Source organism: Streptococcus mitis, from assembly GCF_002005545.1.
GTDB classification, from domain to species: Bacteria; Bacillota; Bacilli; order Lactobacillales; family Streptococcaceae; genus Streptococcus; species Streptococcus mitis_I.
On record NZ_LBMT01000001.1, the window covers coordinates 775,662 to 799,144 of the forward strand.

27 protein-coding genes are annotated in these 23,483 nt (G+C 41.4%); 19 read left to right on the forward strand and 8 right to left on the reverse strand.

The window, feature by feature from the left end; genetic code table 11:
• Window positions 1–43 precede the first annotated feature (43 nt).
• The 4 genes from QS39_RS03985 to galE form a co-directional block, all read right to left on the reverse strand.
• On the reverse strand, window positions 44–796 hold the full coding sequence (locus QS39_RS03985; protein WP_077804699.1) for an iron ABC transporter ATP-binding protein: 753 nt from the start codon (window positions 794–796) through the stop codon (window positions 44–46).
• A complete protein-coding gene (locus QS39_RS03990; protein ID WP_077804700.1) occupies window positions 793–1,749 on the reverse strand; it encodes an iron chelate uptake ABC transporter family permease subunit in 957 nt (318 codons plus the stop codon). The genes QS39_RS03985 and QS39_RS03990 overlap by 4 nt, the downstream gene beginning before the upstream one ends.
• Window positions 1,739–2,698 (reverse strand): ABC transporter permease, encoded by a 960-nt coding sequence (locus QS39_RS03995; protein WP_180374999.1) that lies wholly within the window; start codon window positions 2,696–2,698, stop codon window positions 1,739–1,741. The genes QS39_RS03990 and QS39_RS03995 overlap by 11 nt, the downstream gene beginning before the upstream one ends.
• A 143-nt stretch (window positions 2,699–2,841) precedes the next feature.
• Window positions 2,842–3,840: a UDP-glucose 4-epimerase GalE gene (gene galE / locus QS39_RS04000; RefSeq protein ID WP_077804702.1), complete on the reverse strand. Its 999-nt coding sequence runs from the start codon at window positions 3,838–3,840 to the stop codon at window positions 2,842–2,844.
• Between the two features lie 292 nt (window positions 3,841–4,132).
• On the opposite strand from galE, the gene pepA reads away from it, so the two are divergent.
• The gene (pepA, locus tag QS39_RS04005) at window positions 4,133–5,197 is read left to right on the forward strand and encodes a glutamyl aminopeptidase (RefSeq protein WP_077804703.1); all 1,065 of its coding nucleotides are present in this window, start codon (window positions 4,133–4,135) and stop codon (window positions 5,195–5,197) included.
• A gap of 21 nt (window positions 5,198–5,218) precedes the next feature.
• Window positions 5,219–5,515: a bacteriocin immunity family protein gene (locus tag QS39_RS04010; RefSeq protein WP_077804704.1), complete on the forward strand. Its 297-nt coding sequence runs from the start codon at window positions 5,219–5,221 to the stop codon at window positions 5,513–5,515.
• Between the two features lie 97 nt (window positions 5,516–5,612).
• Here QS39_RS04010 and QS39_RS04015 read toward each other — a convergent pair whose 3' ends face one another.
• Entirely contained in the window at window positions 5,613–7,244 is a 1,632-nt protein-coding gene (locus QS39_RS04015; protein WP_077804705.1) for a Na/Pi cotransporter family protein, read from the reverse strand.
• A gap of 239 nt (window positions 7,245–7,483) precedes the next feature.
• On the opposite strand from QS39_RS04015, the gene QS39_RS04020 reads away from it, so the two are divergent.
• From QS39_RS04020 to dnaJ, 14 genes are all read left to right on the forward strand, one after another.
• Window positions 7,484–8,680 (forward strand): phosphoglycerate kinase, encoded by a 1,197-nt coding sequence (locus tag QS39_RS04020; RefSeq protein WP_001096743.1) that lies wholly within the window; start codon window positions 7,484–7,486, stop codon window positions 8,678–8,680.
• Window positions 8,681–8,815: 135 nt separating this feature from the next.
• A complete protein-coding gene (locus QS39_RS04025) occupies window positions 8,816–9,343 on the forward strand; it encodes an FUSC family protein (protein ID WP_000119915.1) in 528 nt (175 codons plus the stop codon).
• A 76-nt stretch (window positions 9,344–9,419) separates the two neighbouring features.
• Entirely contained in the window at window positions 9,420–9,776 is a 357-nt protein-coding gene (gene glnR / locus QS39_RS04030) for a transcriptional repressor GlnR (protein WP_000659548.1), read from the forward strand.
• Between the two features lie 36 nt (window positions 9,777–9,812).
• Window positions 9,813–11,159: a type I glutamate--ammonia ligase gene (glnA, locus tag QS39_RS04035; protein ID WP_001122886.1), complete on the forward strand. Its 1,347-nt coding sequence runs from the start codon at window positions 9,813–9,815 to the stop codon at window positions 11,157–11,159.
• Window positions 11,160–11,278: 119 nt separating this feature from the next.
• Window positions 11,279–11,599, forward strand: coding sequence for a PadR family transcriptional regulator (locus QS39_RS04040; protein ID WP_180375000.1), 321 nt, complete (start codon window positions 11,279–11,281; stop codon window positions 11,597–11,599).
• Entirely contained in the window at window positions 11,599–12,174 is a 576-nt protein-coding gene (locus QS39_RS04045) for a DUF2812 domain-containing protein (protein WP_077805515.1), read from the forward strand. The genes QS39_RS04040 and QS39_RS04045 overlap by 1 nt, the downstream gene beginning before the upstream one ends.
• A 34-nt stretch (window positions 12,175–12,208) precedes the next feature.
• Window positions 12,209–12,721: a DUF2812 domain-containing protein gene (locus QS39_RS04050; protein ID WP_077804707.1), complete on the forward strand. Its 513-nt coding sequence runs from the start codon at window positions 12,209–12,211 to the stop codon at window positions 12,719–12,721.
• A gap of 160 nt (window positions 12,722–12,881) precedes the next feature.
• A complete protein-coding gene (gene hrcA, locus QS39_RS04055; RefSeq protein WP_077804708.1) occupies window positions 12,882–13,916 on the forward strand; it encodes a heat-inducible transcriptional repressor HrcA in 1,035 nt (344 codons plus the stop codon).
• 26 nt (window positions 13,917–13,942) lie between these two features.
• Complete coding sequence (gene grpE, locus QS39_RS04060; RefSeq protein ID WP_077804709.1) at window positions 13,943–14,467, forward strand: nucleotide exchange factor GrpE; 525 nt, start codon at window positions 13,943–13,945, stop codon at window positions 14,465–14,467.
• A gap of 39 nt (window positions 14,468–14,506) precedes the next feature.
• Window positions 14,507–14,734 carry a hypothetical protein gene (locus tag QS39_RS04065; protein WP_077804710.1) on the forward strand — a complete coding sequence of 76 codons (228 nt, stop codon included), beginning with the start codon at window positions 14,507–14,509 and terminating at the stop codon, window positions 14,732–14,734.
• Between the two features lie 238 nt (window positions 14,735–14,972).
• Entirely contained in the window at window positions 14,973–16,796 is a 1,824-nt protein-coding gene (gene dnaK / locus QS39_RS04070) for a molecular chaperone DnaK (RefSeq protein ID WP_000034667.1), read from the forward strand.
• Between the two features lie 68 nt (window positions 16,797–16,864).
• Complete coding sequence (locus tag QS39_RS04075; RefSeq protein ID WP_075231537.1) at window positions 16,865–17,191, forward strand: hypothetical protein; 327 nt, start codon at window positions 16,865–16,867, stop codon at window positions 17,189–17,191.
• A gap of 57 nt (window positions 17,192–17,248) precedes the next feature.
• The gene (locus QS39_RS04080) at window positions 17,249–17,881 is read left to right on the forward strand and encodes a DJ-1/PfpI family protein (protein ID WP_077804711.1); all 633 of its coding nucleotides are present in this window, start codon (window positions 17,249–17,251) and stop codon (window positions 17,879–17,881) included.
• A gap of 199 nt (window positions 17,882–18,080) precedes the next feature.
• Entirely contained in the window at window positions 18,081–19,220 is a 1,140-nt protein-coding gene (gene dnaJ / locus QS39_RS04085; RefSeq protein ID WP_077804712.1) for a molecular chaperone DnaJ, read from the forward strand.
• Between the two features lie 279 nt (window positions 19,221–19,499).
• On the opposite strand, the gene QS39_RS04090 is transcribed toward dnaJ, so the two are convergent.
• Together QS39_RS04090 and QS39_RS04095 are read right to left on the reverse strand one after the other, a co-directional pair.
• A complete protein-coding gene (locus tag QS39_RS04090) occupies window positions 19,500–19,787 on the reverse strand; it encodes a hypothetical protein (protein WP_049487998.1) in 288 nt (95 codons plus the stop codon).
• Between the two features lie 9 nt (window positions 19,788–19,796).
• Window positions 19,797–20,207, reverse strand: coding sequence for an HIT family protein (locus QS39_RS04095; protein ID WP_001278317.1), 411 nt, complete (start codon window positions 20,205–20,207; stop codon window positions 19,797–19,799).
• 67 nt (window positions 20,208–20,274) lie between these two features.
• Between QS39_RS04095 and QS39_RS04100 the strand changes: the two genes are divergently transcribed.
• Both QS39_RS04100 and QS39_RS04105 read left to right on the forward strand, forming a co-directional pair.
• Window positions 20,275–21,006 (forward strand): ABC transporter ATP-binding protein, encoded by a 732-nt coding sequence (locus QS39_RS04100; protein ID WP_050251578.1) that lies wholly within the window; start codon window positions 20,275–20,277, stop codon window positions 21,004–21,006.
• Window positions 21,003–22,052: an ABC transporter permease gene (locus QS39_RS04105; RefSeq protein WP_077804713.1), complete on the forward strand. Its 1,050-nt coding sequence runs from the start codon at window positions 21,003–21,005 to the stop codon at window positions 22,050–22,052. Before QS39_RS04100 ends, QS39_RS04105 begins: the two co-directional genes overlap by 4 nt.
• A 63-nt stretch (window positions 22,053–22,115) precedes the next feature.
• Here the strand turns inward: QS39_RS04105 and QS39_RS04110 are convergent, their stop codons facing one another.
• A complete protein-coding gene (locus QS39_RS04110) occupies window positions 22,116–22,445 on the reverse strand; it encodes a helicase BlpT (protein WP_077804714.1) in 330 nt (109 codons plus the stop codon).
• 295 nt (window positions 22,446–22,740) lie between these two features.
• Here QS39_RS04110 and QS39_RS04115 point away from each other — a divergent pair, with 295 nt between their 5' ends.
• The gene (locus tag QS39_RS04115; protein ID WP_077804715.1) at window positions 22,741–23,478 is read left to right on the forward strand and encodes a response regulator transcription factor; all 738 of its coding nucleotides are present in this window, start codon (window positions 22,741–22,743) and stop codon (window positions 23,476–23,478) included.
• The last annotated feature ends 5 nt before the right edge of the window (window positions 23,479–23,483 follow it).

Sequence of the window (23,483 nt, forward strand, 5' to 3'; positions counted from 1 at the left end):
TGACTAAGAGACTGAAGGTTCTCTAACTTGAGCTTCTATGTTACTAGCTATAGATACAGATCTTTTTGCCATTGATATCAGCTAGCGTGATGGGAATCTCATAAAGTTGACTAAGCAGGTCAGCCTGCATGATTTGATTGGTTGTTCCCTTGCTAAAGACTTGACCGTCCTTGAAGGCGACAATTTCATCTGCATACTGACTGGCCATGTTGATATCGTGGAGAACGATGATAATGGTCTTTCCGAGTTCTTTCACCAGTCGCCGAAGAATCTGCATCATGCTGACGCTTTGCTTGATATCGAGATTGTTAAGTGGTTCGTCCAGCAAGATAAAGTCTGTATCCTGGGCCAGTACCATAGCGATAAAGACCCGTTGGAGTTGTCCTCCAGACAGGCTATCGATGTAGCGGTCTTTTAAGTTGGTCAGTTCTAAATAGTCCAGAGTTTCTCGGATTTTTTCCCAGTCTTCTGCCCTCAGTAGACCTCGGCTGTAAGGAAAACGTCCAAAGCTGACCAGTTCTTCAACGGTTAATTTGGCTTGGTAATTGATTTTCTGCTTTAGGATAGTCAGTTCTTGGGCCAGTTCTTGCGAATTCCAACTCTCGATTTCACGACCTTTGATACTGAGAATACCCTGATCTTTCTTGGTCAGTCTGCTCATGATGGAGAGGAGAGTCGATTTTCCAGCACCATTTGGACCAATAAAGGCTGTCAGTTTCTGAGGACTGACTTCAAGCGAAATGCCTTGCAAAATATCCTGTTTTTGAATGGATTTGTCAATGTTTTCCAGTTTCACCGACGTGCCCTCCTGTAAAGTAAGATAAAGAATAAGAGACCTCCAATACTCTCAATGATCATACTGATGCGAATTTCCAGCGCAAAAATTCGTTCAATCAGGGCCTGCCCCAAGGTCAAGCTAATAAATCCAACCAGAATGGCTACGATAAAGAGTAACTTGTGCTGATAGTCTTTGACAATCAGGTAGGTGAGGTTAGCCAGCATAAAGCCGAAGAAGGCCATAGGTCCCACCAGGGCAGTGGCCGTTGAGGTCAAAAGTACGATGCCCCAGAGGAGCTCTCTCTGTTCTTTTTCAACATCGAGTCCCAATATCTGAGCCGTTTCTCTTTGCAGGTGCAAGACATCCAGAATGACTGCTTTTCGAAAGAAAAAGATTGTCAAAGCAAGGATGATTAGAGAACCAATGGCTAGGATGGAAGTGTTGAGATGCTGAAAGGAAGCAAAGAGACTGTTTTGTAGTTTATCGTATTCGTTTGGATCCATCAGGACCTGAAGGAAGGTACTGATATTTCGAAAGAGACTTCCGAGGGCTAGACAGATCAGCAGGATGAAGACCAGATCTTGCTTCATCAGTGTCTTCAAGTACCCTTGCAAGGCGAGAAAGAAGAGGGATTGAAGTAGAAGTAAGACTAGGAATTCTAAAATAGGAGACTTACCAAGTTGAAGAAACTTACTTTCAAAAACCAGTAGTAGGGTTTGTAGTAGGACGTAGAAGGATTCGATTCCCAAAATACTTGGCGTCAGGAAGCGATTTTCCGTCAGGGTTTGAAAACTAATAGTCGAAATCCCAGTCGCGATGGCTACCAAGAGATAAACGATGATCTTTTGGGAACGCAACTTCCAAGCAAAGGATGACAAGTGAGTGATGGGCCAAAAGTAGAGAAGACAAGCTCCGATGGCAAGAATAATGAGAATCCAGAAGAGCTTAGTATGTTTGCTTTTAGACTGCATCTTTTCGTCCCCCTCTCCATAGAAGTAGGATAAAGACGAGGCTACCAATGATTCCTAGTAGAAGACTGACAGACAACTCATAGGGTCGAATCAGAACTCGGGATAGGATATCGCAAGCCAGAACTAGATTGGCTCCAACCAGTGCGACGATAAGTTTGGTCTGACTTAGATTATCTCCATAGTGCTTGCGAACAAGATTGGGAACGATGACCCCGAGAAATGGCAAGCCACCCACGGTAATCATGGTGACACTAGTCGTTAGAGCCACAAGAAAGAGGGCCAGTTTTTCAAGTAGGGAGTAGGAAATCCCCAAACTTTCGCTAGTTTCTTTTCCTAGATTCATGATGGTGAAGGTTTGGGATAATTTCCAAACGGCTATCAGGATAATGAGGCCTAAAAAGAGCCATTCATACTGATGGGTCTGAATCATGGAGAAGGACCCCTGGGTCCAAGCAGTCATACTCTGAACCAGATTGAAACGGTAGGCGATAACTTCTGTCACAGAACCGATAATCCCGCTATAGATGATCCCAATCAGAGGCAACATCCACCTTTCCTTTACAGTAAAAATGGTCATAAAGGCTAGGAAGAAGAGGGTAAATACGATGGATGAAACAAAAGCAAAGAGCATCTTTTGGGTCAGACTAGCCGACGGAAAGACAAAGAGGCTCAATACCATTCCCAGTTTGGCAGCTTCAGTCGTTCCAACTGTGCTTGGAGCAGCAAACTGATTTTGAGTGATAGTCTGCATGAGAAGTCCTGCCATACTCATACTAGAGGCGGTCAGGAGAATGCTGATAGTTCTTGGGAGACGGGACTCTTGAAAGAGGAGCCAAGTTTCATGATCCAGTGCAAAGAGCTTTCCCCATGAAAAATCACTGGTCCCAATGCTAATAGAGAGAAAGACTAGGAGTAGAAGTAAGCCAATTAAATAATGAGAAAGTTTCATACCCCATCCTTTCATGTAGATTTGGTACCGAAAGATACCTGCGGATATTACTGTAACACGATTTATTTAATCTGTTAATAAATTTTCTGACAATTTAATAAATAAAGCAAGGAGAGAGTACCAGGACCTTCTCCTCTGTTTTCCTATTCCAAAATGTTTTTGCCTTCTTTAACACGCCAATGATAATCCGATAAAATAATATCTTCAAGGGAGTAGCTAGCCTTCCAATCAAGATATTTTTTAGCTTTTGATGCGTCTGCTAGGACGCTAGCTGGGTCACCAGCACGGCGAGCAACAATTTCGTGTGGGATTTTTTGATTCAGTAGTTCTTCAGCAGTTTTAAAGATTTCTTTGACGGTATAGCCTTTTTCAGTTCCCAAGTTAAAGATTTGAGAAGAACTGTCTTCTTGAAATAGGTAGTTCATTCCTTTAACATGAGCCTGTGCAAGGTCCAAGATATGAATGTAATCACGAATGCATGATCCGTCACGTGTATCGTAATCATCTCCAAATATTTTTAGGCTATCATTTTGTCCCAATGCGGTCTTGTTGATATTGGGAATGATATGAGTTGGATTTTTCACGCGCAGACCGTTTGAAGCATCCATTTCAGCCCCAGCTACATTAAAGTAACGGAAAATGACATATTTCCAATCGTAGCGATTGGCCATCCAGTAAATCATTCGTTCACCCATCAGTTTTGTTTCTGCATAAGGGTTGACAGGGTCGAGCAGGGTATCTTCAGTTGCGGGCTTGTCAATACAGTTATTACCATAGAGGGAAGCAGTCGAAGAGAACATGATTTTTTGAATACCAACTTCAGATAAGACTTTGAGAACTTGGTTCATACCAGCAACATTGGCAGTGAAGTATTTACTTGGATTTTCAATGCTTTCGCTCACAACAATCTCACCTGCACAATGAAGAACAGCATCAATCTGATTTTCTTCTAAGTAAGCCTTTAAGGCGCTAGCATCATAAACATCCAGTTGTTTAAAGCTAGCACGACTATCCACAGCCGCTCGATTTCCTGTAGAGAGATTATCTAGAACATGTACCTGATAGCCAGCATTTAAAAGAGCTTTAACGGTATGGGAGCCAATGTAGCCAGCTCCACCTGTAACAAGAATTGTTTTGGTCATGATTTTTTCCTTTTCCTAGTTTTGTACTATTTTAAAGAAATAAGAAGGTGAAGTCAACTATTTTCTGCGAATTTCATGAAAAACTTAACAAATATAGCATTGAATTGTTTTGTGTTTGGGAATTAATAGTTTGGTTGGTCTTGGAATAGTTCTTAGATTTCACCTCACATGCAAGAAAATACAAGCTTTTCTAAGATACAGTAAGACTAAGATACTAATTTAGAAATCCACCTTCCCGCTATCCTTCTCCTATAAAAAGTGGTAAAATGGATGAAAGAAAGAAGGAACTGAAATGACAACATTATTTTCAAAAATCAAAGAAGTAACAGAACTTGCTGCGATCTCAGGTCATGAAGCACCTGTTCGTGCTTATCTTCGTGAAAAGTTGACACCGCACGTGGATGAAGTGGTGACAGATTGCTTGGGTGGTATTTTTGGTATCAAACATTCACAAGCTGCGGATGCACCGCGCGTCTTGGTCGCTTCTCACATGGATGAAGTTGGTTTTATGGTCAGCGAGATTAAGCCAGATGGTACCTTCCGTGTCGTTGAAATCGGTGGATGGAACCCCATGGTGGTTAGCAGCCAACGTTTCAAACTCTTTACTCGTGACGGTCGTGAAATTCCTGTGATTTCAGGTTCTGTTCCGCCACATTTGACTCGTGGTAAGGGTGGACCAACTATGCCAGCTATTGCAGATATCGTCTTTGATGGCGGTTTTGCGGACAAGGCTGAGGCAGAAAGCTTTGGCATCCGTCCTGGTGACACCATCGTACCAGATAGCTCTGCAATCTTGACAGCCAATGAAAAAAATATTATCTCAAAAGCTTGGGACAATCGCTATGGTGTGCTCATGGTGAGTGAGTTGGCAGAAGCTCTTTCAGGTCAAAAACTGGGAAATGAACTCTATCTTGGTTCTAACGTCCAAGAAGAAGTTGGTCTTCGTGGTGCTCATACTTCCACAACCAAGTTTGACCCAGAAGTTTTCTTAGCAGTTGACTGCTCACCTGCTGGTGATGTCTACGGTGGTCAAGGCAAGATTGGAGATGGCACCTTGATTCGTTTCTACGATCCAGGTCACTTGCTTCTCCCAGGGATGAAGGATTTTCTTTTGACAACGGCTGAAGAAGCTGGTATCAAGTACCAATACTACTGTGGTAAAGGCGGAACGGATGCTGGCGCAGCTCATCTGAAAAATGGTGGTGTCCCATCTACAACAATCGGTGTCTGCGCTCGTTATATCCACTCTCACCAAACCCTCTACGCTATGGATGACTTCCTAGAAGCTCAAGCTTTCTTGCAAGCCTTGGTGAAAAAATTGGATCGTTCAACAGTTGATTTGATTAAAAATTATTAAACCATAAGGGAGGTGGTAGGGATGGTAGAACCAAACCTAGAAAGCCTTGTAAAAGATCTTTACAATCATGCTCGACATGATTTGAGTGAAGATTTAGTTGCTGCTCTCTTAGAGACTGCTAAAAAACTACCTGCTACAAATGAGCAATTGCTGGCAGTCCGTCTCTCAGGACTGGTCAATCGTGAATTGCTCAAGAATCCCAAACATCCGGCACCTGAGTTGCTCAACTTGGCTCGCTTTATCAAAAGAGAAGAAGCAAAGTACAGAGGAACTGCGGCTTCTGCGCTTATGTACGGGGAGCTCTTTAAAATGCTTTGATTCCATTGTGAATCAAAGCATTTTTCTATATGTTAGACAAGCAATTCTTGGTTAGGAAAAGAAAAAAGCCATCCCATTTAGGATAGCTTCTTGGATCTTAGATTTGTTCAGCGATGACCTTTTCAGCTAGATTCATAGCATGGTCTGATACACGAGTGTAGTGGGAAACAATATCGATAAAGTTGACCCCAGCTTGCGTTGAACACTCGCCCTTGTTGAGGCGTTTGATGTGAGTCTTTCTGAGAACACGTTCCATATTGTTGATTTCTTTATGGCGTTCAATCAGACTTTGAGCTTTTTCAATATCATTGTTTTTCACGCTGTCAAGGGCATCCTTGATAAAGCCAGTGGTTTTTTGATAGATATCAGCCAATTCCTGTAAAGCAGCTTCAGAGAACTCAACATTCTTACGTTGAAGGTAGTCAGTCAGATTGATTAGCGCTTCTGCGTGGTCCCCAATCCGTTCCAAATCACGGGATGAATCCAGGATGTTGGTGAGCACTTCACTTTCTTTCTGGCTAAGGGCCTCACTTGAAAGAGTAATCAGGTAACGAGTCAATTTTTCATCAATGGTATTGATGGCTTCTTCTGTCTTGTGTCCTTTTTCAGCAACCTTTTCATTAAGGTCAATGATGTAGTTGTATGAAAGGTCAAAGGCTTTAGAAGCATAATTTCCCAAGTGAAGGAGTTCTTTTTTTGCATTTCCGAGAGCGATTGATGGAGCTTGTTTAATCAAATGCTCATCAAGGTAAAGCGGCTCGTACTTGACAACTTCATCTTCACCAGGGATGAGCTTGGTTACAAAGTAGGCCAAGGCTCCGATGAATGGAAATTGTACAATGGTGTTACTTACGTTAAAGGCACCGTGAGAGAAGGCGATGGTCATCTCAGGTGAGAGGTGAAGGAGTGCTTGGAAGTACTCAATCATAGACGTAAATGGACCTAATAAGATTAAGCAAAGGATAGTCCCTAAAACGTTAAAGGTGACGTGGGTTGCAGCAACGCGTTTCGCAGAGATATTGGCTCCAGCTGCCGCGATGATAACTGTTAGGGTTGTCCCGATATTATCCCCGAAGAGAACCGGTAGCGAACCTTTAAGGTCAAGGAATCCACCTGCATAGAGACCTTGCAAAATCCCGATTGTCGCAGAAGAAGCTTGGATGAGGACGGTAATCACTGCACCGGCAAAAACTCCTAATACAGGATTTTGTCCCAAGGTTACCATATATTCCTTGAATTGTGGTAAATCTTTAAGAGGGCTCATACCGGCACTGATGAGGTTGAGGGCGTAGAAGATTCCTCCTACACCAAACAGGATGCGCCCGATATTGTTTGCTGTTCTATTTTTGGTAAAGAAGAGGAACATGGTTCCAAGGAAAATCAGGGGTAAAGCATACTCACCAAGCTTGAAACCGATGATAAAGGAAGTAACTGTGGTTCCGATGTTGGCTCCCATGATAATTCCGATAGCCTGTCTAAGAGTGAGAAGACTAGCGCTGACCAGTCCAACCGTGATAACTGTAACCCCTGTACTTGACTGAATCAGGGCAGTCACGACAATTCCGACTAGAACACCTAAAAAGGGATTACTGGTATATTTGTCAATGTAAAAACGAAGGCGATCTCCAGCAGCTTGTTGCAAACCGTCTCCCATGGTCTTGATACTATATAAGAATAGTCCCAGACCACCTAAAAAGTGAAATAAAATTTCCTGCCAATTGATGGACATTTCTTTTTCCTCCGAAAAATAATAACGGAATTTCTCCTATTCTATTTTAAAGGATAAAAGTAAATCTAACAAGTGTTAAGCTAAGATTTTAGAAAGAAAATTCGTTAGAAAAATCAAAAATAGTATACTCTAGCATGTCACAAAGATTAAATATCGAAAAATCTTGTGAAATCTTTCCTTATATTTCCAAAGTGTGATATAATAGTTTCGAATAAAATAAATAAAGGGGTTTTTGTAACATGGCAAAACTTACTGTTAAAGACGTTGACTTGAAAGGTAAAAAAGTCCTCGTTCGTGTTGACTTCAACGTACCATTGAAAGATGGCGTAATCACTAACGACAACCGTATCACAGCAGCTCTTCCAACTATTAAGTACATCATCGAACAAGGTGGACGTGCAATTCTTTTCTCTCACCTTGGACGTGTGAAAGAAGAAGCTGATAAAGCTGGTAAATCACTTGCTCCTGTAGCAGCAGACTTGGCAGCTAAATTGGGCCAAGACGTTGTTTTCCCAGGTGTTACTCGTGGTGCTGAATTGGAAGCAGCTATCAACGCTCTTGAAGATGGACAAGTTCTCTTGGTTGAAAACACTCGTTACGAAGATGTTGACGGCAAGAAAGAATCTAAAAACGATCCTGAACTTGGTAAATACTGGGCATCACTTGGAGATGGTATCTTCGTAAACGATGCATTCGGTACAGCTCACCGTGCACACGCATCTAACGTTGGTATCTCAGCAAATGTTGAAAAAGCAGTTGCTGGCTTCCTTCTTGAAAACGAAATTGCCTACATCCAAGAAGCAGTTGAAACTCCAGAACGTCCATTCGTAGCGATTCTTGGTGGTTCAAAAGTTTCAGACAAGATCGGTGTTATCGAAAACTTGCTTGAAAAAGCTGATAAAGTCCTTATCGGTGGTGGTATGACTTATACATTCTACAAAGCACAAGGTATCGAAATCGGTAACTCACTTGTAGAAGAAGACAAATTGGATGTTGCGAAAGCTCTTCTTGAAAAAGCAAACGGTAAATTGATCTTGCCAGTTGACTCAAAAGAAGCTAACGCATTTGCTGGTTACACTGAAGTGCGTGACACTGAAGGTGAAGCAGTTTCAGAAGGATTCCTTGGTCTTGATATTGGTCCAAAATCTATCGCTAAATTTGACGAAGCTTTGACTGGTGCCAAAACAGTTGTATGGAACGGACCTATGGGTGTATTTGAAAACCCAGATTTCCAAGCTGGTACAATCGGTGTGATGGACGCTATCGTGAAACAACCAGGCGTGAAATCAATCATCGGTGGTGGTGACTCAGCTGCCGCAGCGATTAACCTTGGCCGTGCAGACAAATTCTCATGGATCTCTACTGGTGGTGGAGCATCAATGGAACTTCTTGAAGGTAAAGTTCTTCCAGGACTTGCAGCCTTGACAGAAAAATAAGATTTTATAAATAAATCAAAGAAGAGAGGGATGAAAGTTCCTCTTTTCTTTTGTTCAAAATAAAAACGCTTCCTCTCAACTATTGCTCATAAAATCACCCAAATTATGATAAAATGGAAATAGAAAGTTGAGATTATGAGTTATTTTAAAAAATATAAATTCGATAAATCCCAGTTTAAACTTGGTATGCGAACCTTTAAAACAGGTATTGCTGTTTTTCTAGTTCTCTTGATTTTTGGCTTTTTTGGCTGGAAAGGTCTTCAAATCGGTGCTTTGACAGCCGTTTTTAGCCTGAGGGAGAGTTTTGATAAGAGTGTCCATTTTGGGACTTCGCGTATTCTAGGAAATAGTATCGGTGGCCTCTATGCCCTGGTCTTCTTCTTATTAAATACCTTTTTCCACGAAGCCTTTTGGGTGACCTTGGTAGTTGTTCCAATCTGCACCATGTTAACCATTATGACAAATGTAGCCATGAATAACAAAGCAGGCGTTATTGGTGGTGTAGCAGCCATGTTAATCATTACCCTATCGATTCCGAGCGGAGAAACGATTTTGTACGTGTTTGCGCGTGTATCAGAAACTTTCATGGGAGTTTTTGTCGCAATTCTAGTAAATTACGATATTGATCGTATTCGTCTCTTTTTAGAGAAAAAAGAAAAATAATGTTACATTTTATAACATTATCAATTGACGTTTGTCTTTTTTTAGACTATAATAGACAGAAAGAAGGAAATTGTAAATGAAGGAAAAAGAATTTCGCCGAAATATGGCTGTTTTTCCTATCGGCAGTGTTATGAAGTTGACCGATTTATCGGCGCGTCAGATTCGTTATTATGAAGATCAAGAGTTGATTAAGCCTGATCGAAACGAAGGGAACCGTCGCATGTATTCCTTGAATGACATGGATCGTCTGCTTGAAATCAAAGATTATATCTCTGAAGGTTATAATATCGCTGCCATTAAGAAAAAATATGCTGAACGTGAAGCGAAATCCAAGAAAGCGGTGAGTCAGACTGAGGTGCGTCGTGCACTTCATAATGAACTCCTCCAACAGGGTCGCTTTGCTTCGGTACGATCACCTTTTGGTCGCGGTTAGCCAACCGCAAGTAGTTATACATTAAGGAGAAAACTCATGCCAATCACAGCTGCAGATATTCGTCGTGAAGTCAAGGAAAAAAATGTTACCTTTATCCGTCTCATGTTCTCAGATATTTTGGGAACCATGAAAAACGTCGAAATTCCTGCTACAGATGAACAGTTAGATAAAGTCTTGTCAAACAAGGCTATGTTTGATGGATCTTCTATTGAAGGTTTTGTACGTATCAATGAGTCGGATATGTACTTGTACCCAGACTTGGATACATGGACAGTCTTCCCGTGGGGAGATGAAAATGGAAGTGTTGCAGGTTTGATCTGTGATGTCTATACAACAGAAGGTGAGCCATTTGCAGGGGACCCTCGTGGTAATTTGAAACGTGCTCTTCGTCACATGGAAGAAGTGGGATTCAAATCCTTCAATCTTGGGCCAGAGCCAGAATTCTTCCTATTTAAGTTGGATGAAAATGGAGACCCAACACTTGAAGTGAATGACAAGGGTGGCTACTTTGATTTGGCGCCTACTGACCTTGCGGACAATACACGTCGTGAGATTGTGAATGTCTTGACTAAAATGGGATTTGAAGTAGAAGCGAGTCACCACGAGGTTGCGGTTGGACAGCATGAGATTGACTTTAAGTACGATGAAGTTCTCCGTGCTTGTGATAAAATTCAAATCTTCAAACTTGTTGTTAAAACCATTGCTCGCAAACATGGCCTTTACGCAACCTTTATGGCTAAACCAAAATTTGGTATTGCCGGATCAGGTATGCACTGTAATATGTCCTTGTTTGATGCAGAAGGAAATAATGCCTTCTTTGATCCCAATGATCCAAAAGGAATGCAGTTGTCAGAAACGGCCTACCATTTCCTTGGTGGTTTGATCAAACATGCTTACAACTATACTGCCATCATGAACCCAACGGTTAACTCATACAAACGTTTGGTTCCAGGTTATGAAGCGCCTGTTTACATTGCTTGGGCTGGTCGTAACCGTTCGCCACTTGTGCGCGTGCCTGCTTCACGTGGTATGGGAACTCGTCTTGAGTTGCGTTCAGTGGATCCAATGGCAAACCCATATATCGCTATGGCAGTTCTTTTGGAAGTTGGTTTGCATGGTATTGAAAATAAAATCGAAGCACCAGCTCCTATCGAAGAAAATATCTACATCATGACAGCAGAAGAGCGCAAGGAAGCTGGTATTACAGATCTTCCATCAACTCTTCACAACGCTTTGAAAGCTTTGACAGAAGATGAAGTTGTCAGAGCGGCTCTTGGAGAACATATCTATACTAGTTTCCTTGAAGCCAAACGAATCGAATGGGCAAGCTATGCAACCTTCGTTTCACAATGGGAAATTGATAATTATTTAGACCTTTACTAATACTAATATAGAAGAAAGATTGCCTGAGGGTGATCTTTTTTCTTGTGTTTTATATCGAGGTGTGATATATTTTATATAACGAAGTGCGATATATCGAATCGAATAGGAGGTGAATGCAAATGGAATTAACGGATAAGATTCGTCGAGTTTATCTTCCGATGACGGAAACGGGTTTTTATATCTTGTTCTGTCTGCAAAAGGAAGGTCATGGTTATAGTATTACGCAAAAGGTTAAGGAGATGACAGATTCGCAAGTTTCGATTAGTCCTGGAACTATGTATGGAACCTTGTCAAAGATGGAAAAGGATGGTTTGATTTCCTTTGTCCGCGAAGAGGAAAAACGGAAAATCTATCAGATTACGGACTTGGGACGAAAAGTCTTAGATATTGAATTGAAACGTATTGAACGACTCCACAGAAACAGTCTGGAGGGAAGATGATGGAAAAGAAGGTTGTTTATAGAATTGCTACCATTGCGGATTATGATAGAGAGGCTTTATATCTTAGAAAAATGCATGCTGAGGGCTGGAAACTCAAGGAAGTAACCTACTCTAACTTAGTAGTTGCGGTTAAGTATACTTTTGAAAAGTGCCAACCGGAGCAGGTGTCTTATCAGTTGGACTTTTATCCCATGAAAAAATCAGAGAGAGCCTCCTATTTACAGCTATTTAAAGACTGTGGCTGGGAGCATATTACAGACTTTAATAGTTTTTCCTATTTTAGAAAAGCACATTCTGAGATTGAATCGGATGCGGAGTTTGAAATTTATAATGATGCGGCCGGGAGGTTAGCTATGGTCAAACGCATTTTAACAATGCGGATACTTCCTATCTTGCTTCTCTTTGCAGCTCTACTACCGATTTTTTCAAAGTTTGTCAGTGGAGTTAGTTCTTTCAGTTGGGCATTGTTTTTGATTTTCATAATAGATGGTGTTTTATTAATAGTTTTTGCGATTCAGATTTCTTATATTTTTTGGAGATTGTTTCAAAAGTGGAAAGAATTATCTGACAAATAAAACTATGTATGTTTTCTGATTTGGAGGTAAGGTAATGAATAGCAAAGTACAATTTCGGATTTTTACGATTCTTGATGAGGATAAGAAAGAAGAATATTTGCATGAGATGCACTTGAAAGGTTGGAGGTATAGAACTAGTCGTTTTGGTTTGTTCTATTTTGACCAATGTCAACCAGACGATGTCATCTACCGTATCTATGATTCTAGATTTCTTAAAAAATATAAGCATGAACTGCAAGATTTTAGAAATAGAGGTTGGGAATTGATAGGAGCAGGTTCTTGTTCGATTCTTCGTAAATCGTCTTCTGATTTACTTCCAGAGGATCAAGTCTATATGAGTAAGGGGCTCAGATGGGAAGTTATGCGAAATAGACTTCGTTCATGTACAGCTACTTTCTTAGGTGGTTTGGTTGTTTGTATGAGTTTATTTAAAGAAGAACTTTCTATATCTTTCTTTATTATTTTTCTTTTATATGCTTTTCTGATTTCTTATCTAATCCATGGTTTTTTCAGACTTAAAAGGAAATACCGAGTAGATGGAAGGTAGGGTTCTAGGTCTTCAGACCGATTTTTAGCACTCTTGATAAAAGAGTGCTAATTTTTTGAGTTTTTGTCTTGACATTCTCTTTTAAGGGTGTATAATAGAATCATAAGTTAGCACTTGAGTGTGTCGAGTGCTAATCGATCAGACAGAGAGGAGTGATGAGGTGGTTACAGAGCGTCAGCAGGATATTCTAAATCTGATTATTGACATCTTTACCAAAACGCACGAACCTGTCGGATCCAAAACCTTGCAAGAGTCTATTAACTCTAGCAGTGCGACCATTCGTAATGACATGGCGGCTCTAGAAAAGCAAGGTTTGCTTGAGAAGGCTCATACTTCAAGTGGTCGGATGCCAAGTGTTGCTGGTTTTCAGTACTATGTAAAACACTCACTGGATTTTGACCGACTAGCTGAAAATGAGGTTTATGAGATTGTCAAAGCCTTTGATCAGGAATTCTTCAAATTGGAGGATATTCTGCAAGAGGCTGCTAACCTGCTGACAGACTTGAGTGGCTGTACGGTAGTGGCGCTGGATGTTGAGCCGAGCAGGCAACGTCTGACAGCTTTTGATATCGTTGTTTTGGGGCAACATACAGCCTTGGCAGTATTTACCCTAGACGAGTCGCGAACGGTTACTAGTCAGTTTCTGATTCCAAGGAACTTTTTGCAGGAGGATTTGCTGAAACTGAAGAACATCATTCAGGAACGTTTCCTCGGCCACACCGTTCTAGATATTCACTACAAGATTCGGACGGAGATTCCGCAGATTATCCAGCGTTACTTTACAACAACGGACAATGTTATCGATCTCTTTGAACATATCTTTAAGGAAATGTTCAACGAAAACATTGTGGTGGCGGGCAAGGTTAATCTCTTGAATTTTGCCAATCTAGCAGCCTATCAGTTCTTTGACCAACCGCAAAAGGTGGCTCTGGAGATTCGTGAGGGGTTGCGTGAAGATCAGATGCAAAACGTCCGTGTTGCAGACAGTCAAGAGTCCTGTCTAGCTGACCTAGCGGTGATTAGTAGCAAGTTCCTCATTCCTTATCGGGGAGTTGGAATTCTAGCCATTATCGGTCCAGTTAATCTGGATTACCAGCAGCTAATCAATCAGGTCAATGTGGTCAATCGTGTTTTGACTATGAAGTTGACAGATTTTTACCGCTACCTCAGCAGTAATCATTACGAAGTACATTAAGATTGAAATCATTAAAGGAGGCGAAAATGGCCCAAGATATAAAAAATGAAGAAGTGGAAGAAGTCCAAGAAGAGAAAGTTGTGGAAACGGTAGAAGAAACAACTCCTGAGAAGTCTGAATTGGACTTGGCAAATGAACGTGCAGATGAGTACGAAAACAAATACCTTCGCGCTCATGCAGAAATGCAAAATATCCAACGCCGTGCCAATGAAGAGCGTCAAAACTTGCAACGTTATCGTAGTCAGGACTTGGCAAAAGCGATTCTCCCTTCTTTGGACAACCTTGAGCGTGCACTCGCAGTTGAAGGTTTGACAGATGATGTGAAGAAGGGCTTGGAAATGGTTCAAGAAAGTTTGATTCATGCTTTGAAAGAAGAAGGAATTGAAGAAATCGCAGCTGACGGAGAATTTGACCATAACTACCATATGGCCATCCAAACTCTCCCAGCAGACGATGAACACCCAGCAGATACCATCGCCCAAGTCTTCCAAAAAGGCTACAAACTCCATGACCGCATCCTACGCCCAGCAATGGTAGTGGTGTATAATTAGAAGTTTTATATGTCGAAACAATATAGTAGGAAGATGAGAATGAAAAAGATAGCGGCTACAAATTGGGCTATTGGAATTGTCGTTTTCTTTCTGGTAGTAGGGATATTTTTTGCTTATCCTATTTCGGAAGGAGCAAAAGTTTCTTATTTTGGAACGCAACCAGTAATTTGGCTGCAAAAAGTATTAGAACTTATATTGCAACCTATTTTAATTGGTCAATTGTTATTCTTACTTACAGAAGATATGTCAGTAAGTAAGAAAGACTGATTTAGTATTGTCCGAAACGACAATAAACTATGAAGAAAGATAAGAGGCAAGCCGGAGGCTTGCAAGGAAGATATTTCCCGCCGTGGTGAAAGTTTCAGTAGCTTCTGCTACTGAAACAGGGGATTTTTGAGACAATAGGCTCAAAAATAAGTGATGAAATCCCGGAGGGAGTTGCTCACGTCCCCACCACTTAGGGGAAATATCAAAAATAGAAAATTAACTAACAAGGAGAAAACACATGTCTAAAATTATCGGTATTGACTTAGGTACAACAAACTCAGCAGTTGCAGTTCTTGAAGGAACTGAAAGCAAAATCATCGCAAACCCAGAAGGAAACCGCACAACTCCATCTGTAGTATCATTCAAAAACGGCGAAATCATCGTTGGTGATGCTGCAAAACGTCAAGCAGTTACAAACCCAGATACAGTCATCTCTATCAAATCTAAAATGGGAACTTCTGAAAAAGTTTCTGCTAACGGCAAAGAATACACTCCACAAGAAATCTCAGCTATGATTCTTCAATACTTGAAAGGTTATGCTGAAGACTACCTTGGTGAAAAAGTAACCAAAGCAGTTATCACAGTTCCAGCTTACTTCAACGATGCTCAACGTCAAGCAACAAAAGACGCTGGTAAAATCGCTGGTCTTGAAGTAGAACGTATCGTCAACGAACCAACAGCAGCAGCTCTTGCTTATGGTTTGGACAAGACTGACAAAGAAGAAAAAATCTTGGTATTTGACCTTGGTGGTGGTACATTCGACGTATCTATCCTTGAATTGGGTGACGGTGTCTTCGACGTATTGTCAACTGCAGGGGACAACAAACTTGGTGGTGATGACTTTGACCAAAAAATCATCGACCACTTGGTGGCAGAATTCAAGAAAGAAAACGGTATTGACTTGTCTACTGACAAGATGGCAATGCAACGTTTGAAAGATGCAGCTGAAAAAGCGAAGAAAGACCTTTCTGGTGTAACTTCAACTCAAATCAGCTTGCCATTTATCACTGCAGGTGAAGCTGGACCTCTTCACTTGGAAATGACTTTGACTCGTGCGAAATTTGACGATTTGACTCGTGATCTTGTTGAACGTACAAAAGTTCCAGTTCGTCAAGCCCTTTCAGATGCAGGTTTGAGCTTGTCAGAAATCGACGAAGTTATCCTTGTTGGTGGTTCAACTCGTATCCCAGCCGTTGTAGAAGCTGTTAAAGCTGAAACTGGTAAAGAGCCAAACAAATCAGTAAACCCTGATGAAGTTGTTGCCATGGGTGCTGCTATCCAAGGTGGTGTCATCACTGGTGATGTCAAAGACGTTGTCCTTCTTGACGTAACACCATTGTCACTTGGTATCGAAACAATGGGTGGTGTCTTCACAAAACTCATCGACCGCAACACTACTATTCCAACATCTAAATCACAAGTCTTCTCAACAGCAGCAGACAACCAACCAGCCGTTGATATCCACGTTCTTCAAGGTGAACGCCCAATGGCAGCAGATAACAAGACTCTTGGACGTTTCCAATTGACAGACATCCCAGCTGCACCTCGTGGTATTCCACAAATCGAAGTAACATTTGACATCGACAAGAACGGTATCGTTTCTGTTAAGGCTAAAGACCTTGGAACTCAAAAAGAACAAACAATTGTCATCCAATCTAACTCAGGTTTGACTGACGAAGAAATCGACCGCATGATGAAAGATGCAGAAGCTAACGCTGAAGCAGATAAGAAACGTAAAGAAGAAGTTGACCTTCGTAACGAAGTAGACCAAGCAATCTTTGCGACTGAAAAGACAATCAAGGAAACTGAAGGCAAAGGTTTCGACGCAGAACGTGACGCTGCCCAAGCTGCCCTTGATGACCTTAAGAAAGCTCAAGAAGACAACAACTTGGACGAAATGAAAGCAAAACTTGAAGCATTGAACGAAAAAGCTCAAGGACTTGCTGTTAAACTCTACGAACAAGCCGCAGCAGCTCAACAAGCTCAAGCAGGAGCAGAAGGTGCACAAGCAACAGGAAACGCAGGCGATGACGTCGTAGACGGAGAGTTTACTGAGAAATAAAAAGATTTATTAAGTTATATGTTTAATTTCCCTGGTTATTAGATAGTTATACTTTAAAGGAGAATGATATGGCTACTAAAGAAGAAAGAGAGTATCTTTCGCAATTCGTAGATATCGCTAGTTGTCATTTGAATGATAGTGATGTAGATTGGTTAATGCGTTTTATTAATTCGGTAGGGAATAGACATACTGAAGAAGGTAGCTTTGATAGCTGGAGTTCGGATGGTAGATATACTAGGAATTGGGTTAAAGAATACATAATTGAAAGTGATTATTCATTAACAAGTAATTATAGTTACCAAGATGATGATGGCGCGAGTGGAAGTTACTCAGAAAATATAACTAATGCTCGAGATATTATCAATATAATCAGGGAGTATCCGAATTTGTTATAAGAAATCCAGAGGTTGCAACCCAGCCTCTGTTTTTCGATAAAATAGAGGATGTTGCGTATGAAAAAAGTACTTTGTATCATTTATCCTAATTTTTCTCTTTATGAGATAACCGCTTTGACAAGCACTTTAGCTCTATCTTTTGACATCACGATTGATTATGTCGCTTCTGAGAATTCGATGGTGGTCTCTGAGGATGGTTTGTCCTGTCAACCGACGAAAATATTGGATCAGATCCGTATAGAAGATTATTCTTGTGTGATTTTGCCAGGAATGGTAAATATAGGTCCTGCTCTACAAGATGAGAGATTGATCTCGTTTTTGAGAAGTCTTAATGAGCAAGATATACTAATTGCAGCCATTTCTTCAGCGCCCCTTTTATTGGCGAAAGCAGGCTTGTTGAACGACACGAAATTTACAGGTGGAATTTGGCAAAACTTCTTTGACTATTTTGAATTTCTTCCACGTGAGAATTTCCAACCGAAAGTTCTTGTCCAAGATAAACAAATCATTACGGCTATCGGTTTTGCACATCAAGAGTTTGCAAGAAAAGTGATTTTCGGTTTAGGGTTGGCAGAGAATACGGACAACTATTTTAAAGAACAGAACGAGTATGCTGAAGAGGATTTGATTTTTACTCTATCGGACAAAGAGTTTGATGAAGTGAAGCAGAGTATAGAAAACATCCTCTAAAGATTTACATGAAAATTATAGAAAGGAACAAAGAGTGTTCAGGGAATTGAACTCACACTCTGAGCTTTCTTACTCAATATAAAAGAAAGGAATTGAACCCGACCTAAATTCTCGGAAAAAAGATAAATCTGTCTAGGAGCATCGCTCCAGCATCAGATTTCCTATTTTTCAGTCGAATTTTACGGTCTTGGTATCTTGTATGAACAATACTGAATTTTATGATCGTCTGGGGGTGTCAAAAAACGCTTCGGCAGACGAAATCAAAAAGGCTTATCGTAAGCTTTCCAAAAAATATCACCCAGATATCAATAAGGAGCCTGGTGCTGAGGAAAAGTACAAGGAAGTTCAAGAAGCCTATGAGACTTTGAGTGACGACCAAAAACGGGCTGCCTATGACCAATACGGTGCTGCTGGTGCCAATGGTGGCTTTGGAGGCTTCGGTGGTGGAGCTGGCGGTTTCAACGGGGCAGGTGGCTTCGGTGGTTTTGAGGACATCTTTTCAAGTTTCTTCGGCGGTGGCGGTGCTTCGCGCAATCCAAATGCTCCTCGTCAGGGGGATGACCTCCAATACCGTGTGAATTTGACCTTTGAAGAAGCTATTTTTGGAGCTGAAAAAGAAGTTAAATACAACCGTGAAGCAAGCTGTAGTACATGTAATGGCTCAGGTGCTAAGCCAGGAACAAGTCCAGTCACTTGTGGACGCTGTCATGGCGCTGGTGTCATTAACGTTGATACACAAACTCCGCTTGGTATGATGCGGCGCCAAGTAACCTGTGATGTCTGTCACGGTCGTGGAAAAGAAATCAAGGATCCATGTACCACTTGTCACGGAACAGGTCATGAAAAACAAGCCCATAGTGTACATGTAAAAATCCCTGCTGGTGTGGAAACAGGTCAACAAATTCGCCTAGCTGGTCAAGGTGAAGCTGGCTTTAATGGTGGACCTTATGGTGACTTGTATGTAGTGGTTTCTGTGGAAACCAGCGACAAGTTTGAACGTGAAGGAACTACTATCTTCTACAATCTCAACCTCAACTTTGTCCAAGCGGCTCTTGGTGACACAGTAGATATCCCAACTGTTCACGGTGATGTTGAATTGGTTATCCCAGAGGGAACTCAGACTGGTAAGAAATTCCGTCTACGTGGCAAAGGAGCTCCGAGTCTTCGTGGTGGTGCAGTTGGTGACCAATATGTTACCGTTAATGTCGTAACACCGACAGGCTTGAACGAACGCCAAAAAGCAGCGCTTAAAGAATTCGCAGCTGCTGGTGATTTAAAAGTCAATCCAAAGAAAAAAGGTTTCTTTGACCATATTAAAGATGCCTTTGAAGGAGAATAAAGCAAAAAGAGCCGTTGGGCTCTTTTTGTTTATAGATTTTTTAAGACTTTCCTTAAGTAATGACGGACGGTAGCGACCTTCTTTGAAGTTCCATACCTAAACTTTGAGCCTAGGTCTCAAAGTTTCCGAACACCTGAAACCAAACTGTTTCAGGTGTTTTCATTACGGCGGAAAGTCTTCGATTTAGTTGTGAAATGGTGAATGAGTTGCCTAAATTATGATGTATAGTTAATGTGATATAACTTGTTTACCTTTTAGAAAAGAGCCGTTGGGCTCTTTTTACTTATCTTCAGTTTCCTGTGTTTCTTTGATCACAGCTAGTCTAGTCTGGATATCTTTTTCCAAGACCTTAAACTTGTAAGTCAAATCTTCTTGGTATTCTTTGATCAGTTCTTTTTGCTGGTCGATGATTTGCAGGCTGTTTTGGATAATATCCACATCATCCTTGATAGCTTGAACGCGGTCAGTGGTATTCAAGACTTCATCTGTGATGGTTTGGCGATTTTTTGTAACCAGATAACTTCCAGCTGCAGCTCCTGCAAATAGCAGTAGATTGGATAATTTCATGGCAACTCCTTAGGCATTTTTGATGGTTTCAGCGACTTGAGCAAGTTTGTCAAAGTCAGGTTCGTGGGCGATAAAATCAATCTTGAGGTCATCGTCCGCACTGTAGCGAGGCACGAGGTGAACGTGGGTATGAAAGACGGTTTGCCCTGCAATTTCTTCACAGTTGGCAATGATATTCATACCAGCAGCCTTGGTAGCTTTCATGACTTTTTGAGCTACTTTTGGTACTTGGGCAAAGAGTTGGCTGGCGCTAGTAGCGTCCATTTCCAAAAGATTGCGATAGTGTTCCTTTGGCACGACCAAGGTGTGTCCTGGTGTCACTTGAGAGATATCAAGAAAGGCAAGAACCTGCTCATCTTCATATACTTTTGAAGCAGGAATTTCCCCTGCAATGATTTTACAAAAAATGCAATCTGACATAAAATCTACCTCTACTGTATTGAATTTTGATATAATATAGCTACATTATACCAGATTTGGAGAAAATATGTTAGAAATTAAAAACCTGACAGGTGGCTATGTTCATGTTCCTGTCTTGAAAGATGTGTCCTTTACTGTTGAAAGTGGGCAGTTGGTCGGTTTGATTGGTCTCAATGGTGCTGGGAAATCGACGACTATTAATGAGATTATCGGTCTGTTGACACCTTATAGCGGTTCTATCAATATCAATGGCCTGACACTGCAAGAAGATGCGACTAGTTACCGTAAGCAAATTGGCTACATTCCTGAAACGCCTAGTCTGTATGAGGAATTGACCCTCAGAGAGCATATCGAAACGGTTGCTATGGCTTATGGTATTGAGCAGAAAGTGGCTTTTGAGCGAGTAGAGCCCTTGTTAAAAATGTTCCGTCTGGACCAGAAATTAGACTGGTTTCCTGTTCATTTTTCAAAAGGGATGAAGCAGAAGGTCATGATTATCTGTGCTTTTGTGGTGGATCCGAGTCTTTTTATCGTGGATGAGCCCTTCCTTGGTCTTGATCCCTTGGCTATTGCGGACTTGATTCAGCTTTTGGAAGTGGAAAAGCAAAAGGGCAAGTCCATTCTCATGAGTACCCACGTGCTGGATTCGGCGGAGAAGATGTGTGATGCCTTTGTTATTCTCCACAAAGGGGAAGTGCGTGCTAAGGGAAATCTCCTGCAACTGCGCGAAGCCTTTGATATGCCTGAGGCTAGTTTGAATGATATTTACTTGGCTCTGACCAAAGAGGAGGAGCTATGAAAGACTTGTTTTTAAAGAGAAAGCAGGCTTTTCGTAAGGAGTGTCTTGGTTATCTGCGCTATGTTCTCAATGACCACTTTGTCTTGTTCCTGCTTGTTCTGATGGGCTTTCTAGCCTACCAGTACAGTCAACTCTTGCAACATTTTCCTGAAAATCATTGGCCCATCCTTTTATTTGTAGGGATTACGTCTGTTTTACTTTTGCTTTGGGGAGGAATTGCCACCTATATGGAGGCTCCAGACAAGCTCTTTCTCTTAGTTGGAGAAGAGGAAATCAAACTCCATCTCAAGCGTCAAACTGGCATTTCTCTAGCCTTTTGGCTCTTTGTCCAGACCCTTTTCTTGCTGTTATTTGCGCCTTTATTTTTGGCAATGGGTTATGCCTTGCCAGTTTTTCTGGTCTATGTGCTTTTATTGGGAGTAGGGAAATATTTCCTCTTTCGTCAAAAGGCCAGCAAGTTTTTTACTGAAACTGGACTGGACTGGGACTATGTCATTTCCCAAGAAAGCAAGCGTAAGCAAGTCTTGCTTCGTTTCTTTGCCCTCTTTACGCAGGTCAAGGGAATTTCAAACAGCGTCAAGCGTCGTGCCTATCTGGACTTTATCCTAAAGGCTGTTCAGAAGGTGCCTGGGAAGATTTGGCAAAATCTCTATCTGCGTTCTTATCTGCGAAATGGAGACCTCTTTGCGCTCAGTCTTCGTCTGCTCTTGCTTTCCATACTGGCGCAGGTTTTTATCGAGCAAGCTTGGATTGCGACAGCAGTGGTAGTGCTGTTTAACTACCTCTTGCTCTTCCAGTTGTTGGCCCTCTATCATGCCTTTGACTACCAGTATTTGACCCAACTCTTTCCGCTGGACAAGGGGCAAAAGGAAAAAGGCTTGCAGGCAGTAGTCCGAGGATTGACCAGTTTGGTCTTAGTAGTGGAATTAGTGGTTGGGTTGATTACCTTCCAAGAAAAACTAGCCCTTCTAGCCTTACTGGGAGCGGGTTTGGTTTTACTAGTCTTGTACTTACCTTATCAAGTAAAACGTCAGATGCAGAACTAACATTGCCCTATATGACACTAAAAAAGAAGTTGAGTTCAGTTTGTCTCAACTTCTTTTTTGTTACTATAGGATAATGGTTGGTCCGTAGAGACTTAACTTGGTCTTGACTTGGTCAAAGTGGAAGCGGTCATAGGCCCGCCAAGCGGCGCGAGTAGGAGCATCTGGATTGAGAGCGCTGAGTCCCATGAGAAGACTGGAAGTCTGGTAAAATTTTTCCAGTTCAATCAAGACTCGATTATCCACTGTCTCAGCCTTGGCTAGAAAACCAAGAATAGAGTTTAATTGCTCCTGAAAGCGGACGTCGTCAGCGCTTGCCTGTTTGCATGCTTGATAGGCTTTGTTTAAGTCAGTAATCAAAGTCTGAGCTCTTTTGATGGGGTCTATATCTGTCATGAGAATTCCTCCTTTAATCTGGGTGCTAGTCTTGTTTCTAGCAACTGTGTTTTGATACTGTTAGTCTATCACTTTTATCTCCTTTTTCACCATAAAATCTTTAATTGCCCTTGAAATTTCCTGAATGGTACTGTTAAGATTTTATGATAAAATAGTTGTAAGATTATCATGCTTATTTGAGGAACAAGATACCCTTCAGGAGCGTTAAAGGCCTGTTTAGGATTTGGTGGGCTTGTATCATAGTATTTTTGCTATTCTCTTTTTAGGAAGAAATCAAATCAAGGAGAGTAAGAAGATGAGAATATTTGTTTTAGAAGATGATTTTTCCCAACAGACTAGGATTGAAACGACGATTGAGAAACTCTTGAAGGAACATCATATCACTCCCAGTTCTTTTAAAGTCTTTGGTAAGCCAGACCAACTGCTGGCAGAGGTGCATGAGAAGGGAGCCCATCAGCTATTCTTTTTGGATATTGAGATTCGAAACGAGGAGATGAAAGGCTTAGAGGTGGCTAGAAAGATTCGGGATCGGGATCCTTATGCTCTCATCGTCTTTGTGACGACTCACTCGGAGTTTATGCCCTTGTCCTTTCGCTACCAAGTGTCTGCTTTGGACTACATTGATAAGGCCTTGTCGGCAGAGGAATTTGAATCTCGGATCGAGACAGCCCTCCTCTATGCCAATAGTCAAGATAGTAAAAGTCTGGCGGAAGATTGCTTTTACTTTAAATCAAAATTTGCCCAATTCCAGTATCCTTTTAAAGAGGTTTATTATCTTGAAACATCGCCTAGAGCCCATCGTGTTATTCTCTATACCAAGACAGACAGGCTGGAATTTACAGCGAGTTTAGAGGAGGTTTTCAAGCAGGAGCCCCGTCTCTTGCAGTGCCATCGCTCTTTTCTCATCAATCCTGCCAATGTAGTTCGTTTGGATAAGAAAGAAAAACTCCTTTTCTTTCCCAATGGAGGAAGCTGTCTGATCGCGCGTTATAAGGTCAGAGAAGTGTCTGAGGCCATCAATAACTTGCATTGAGCTAG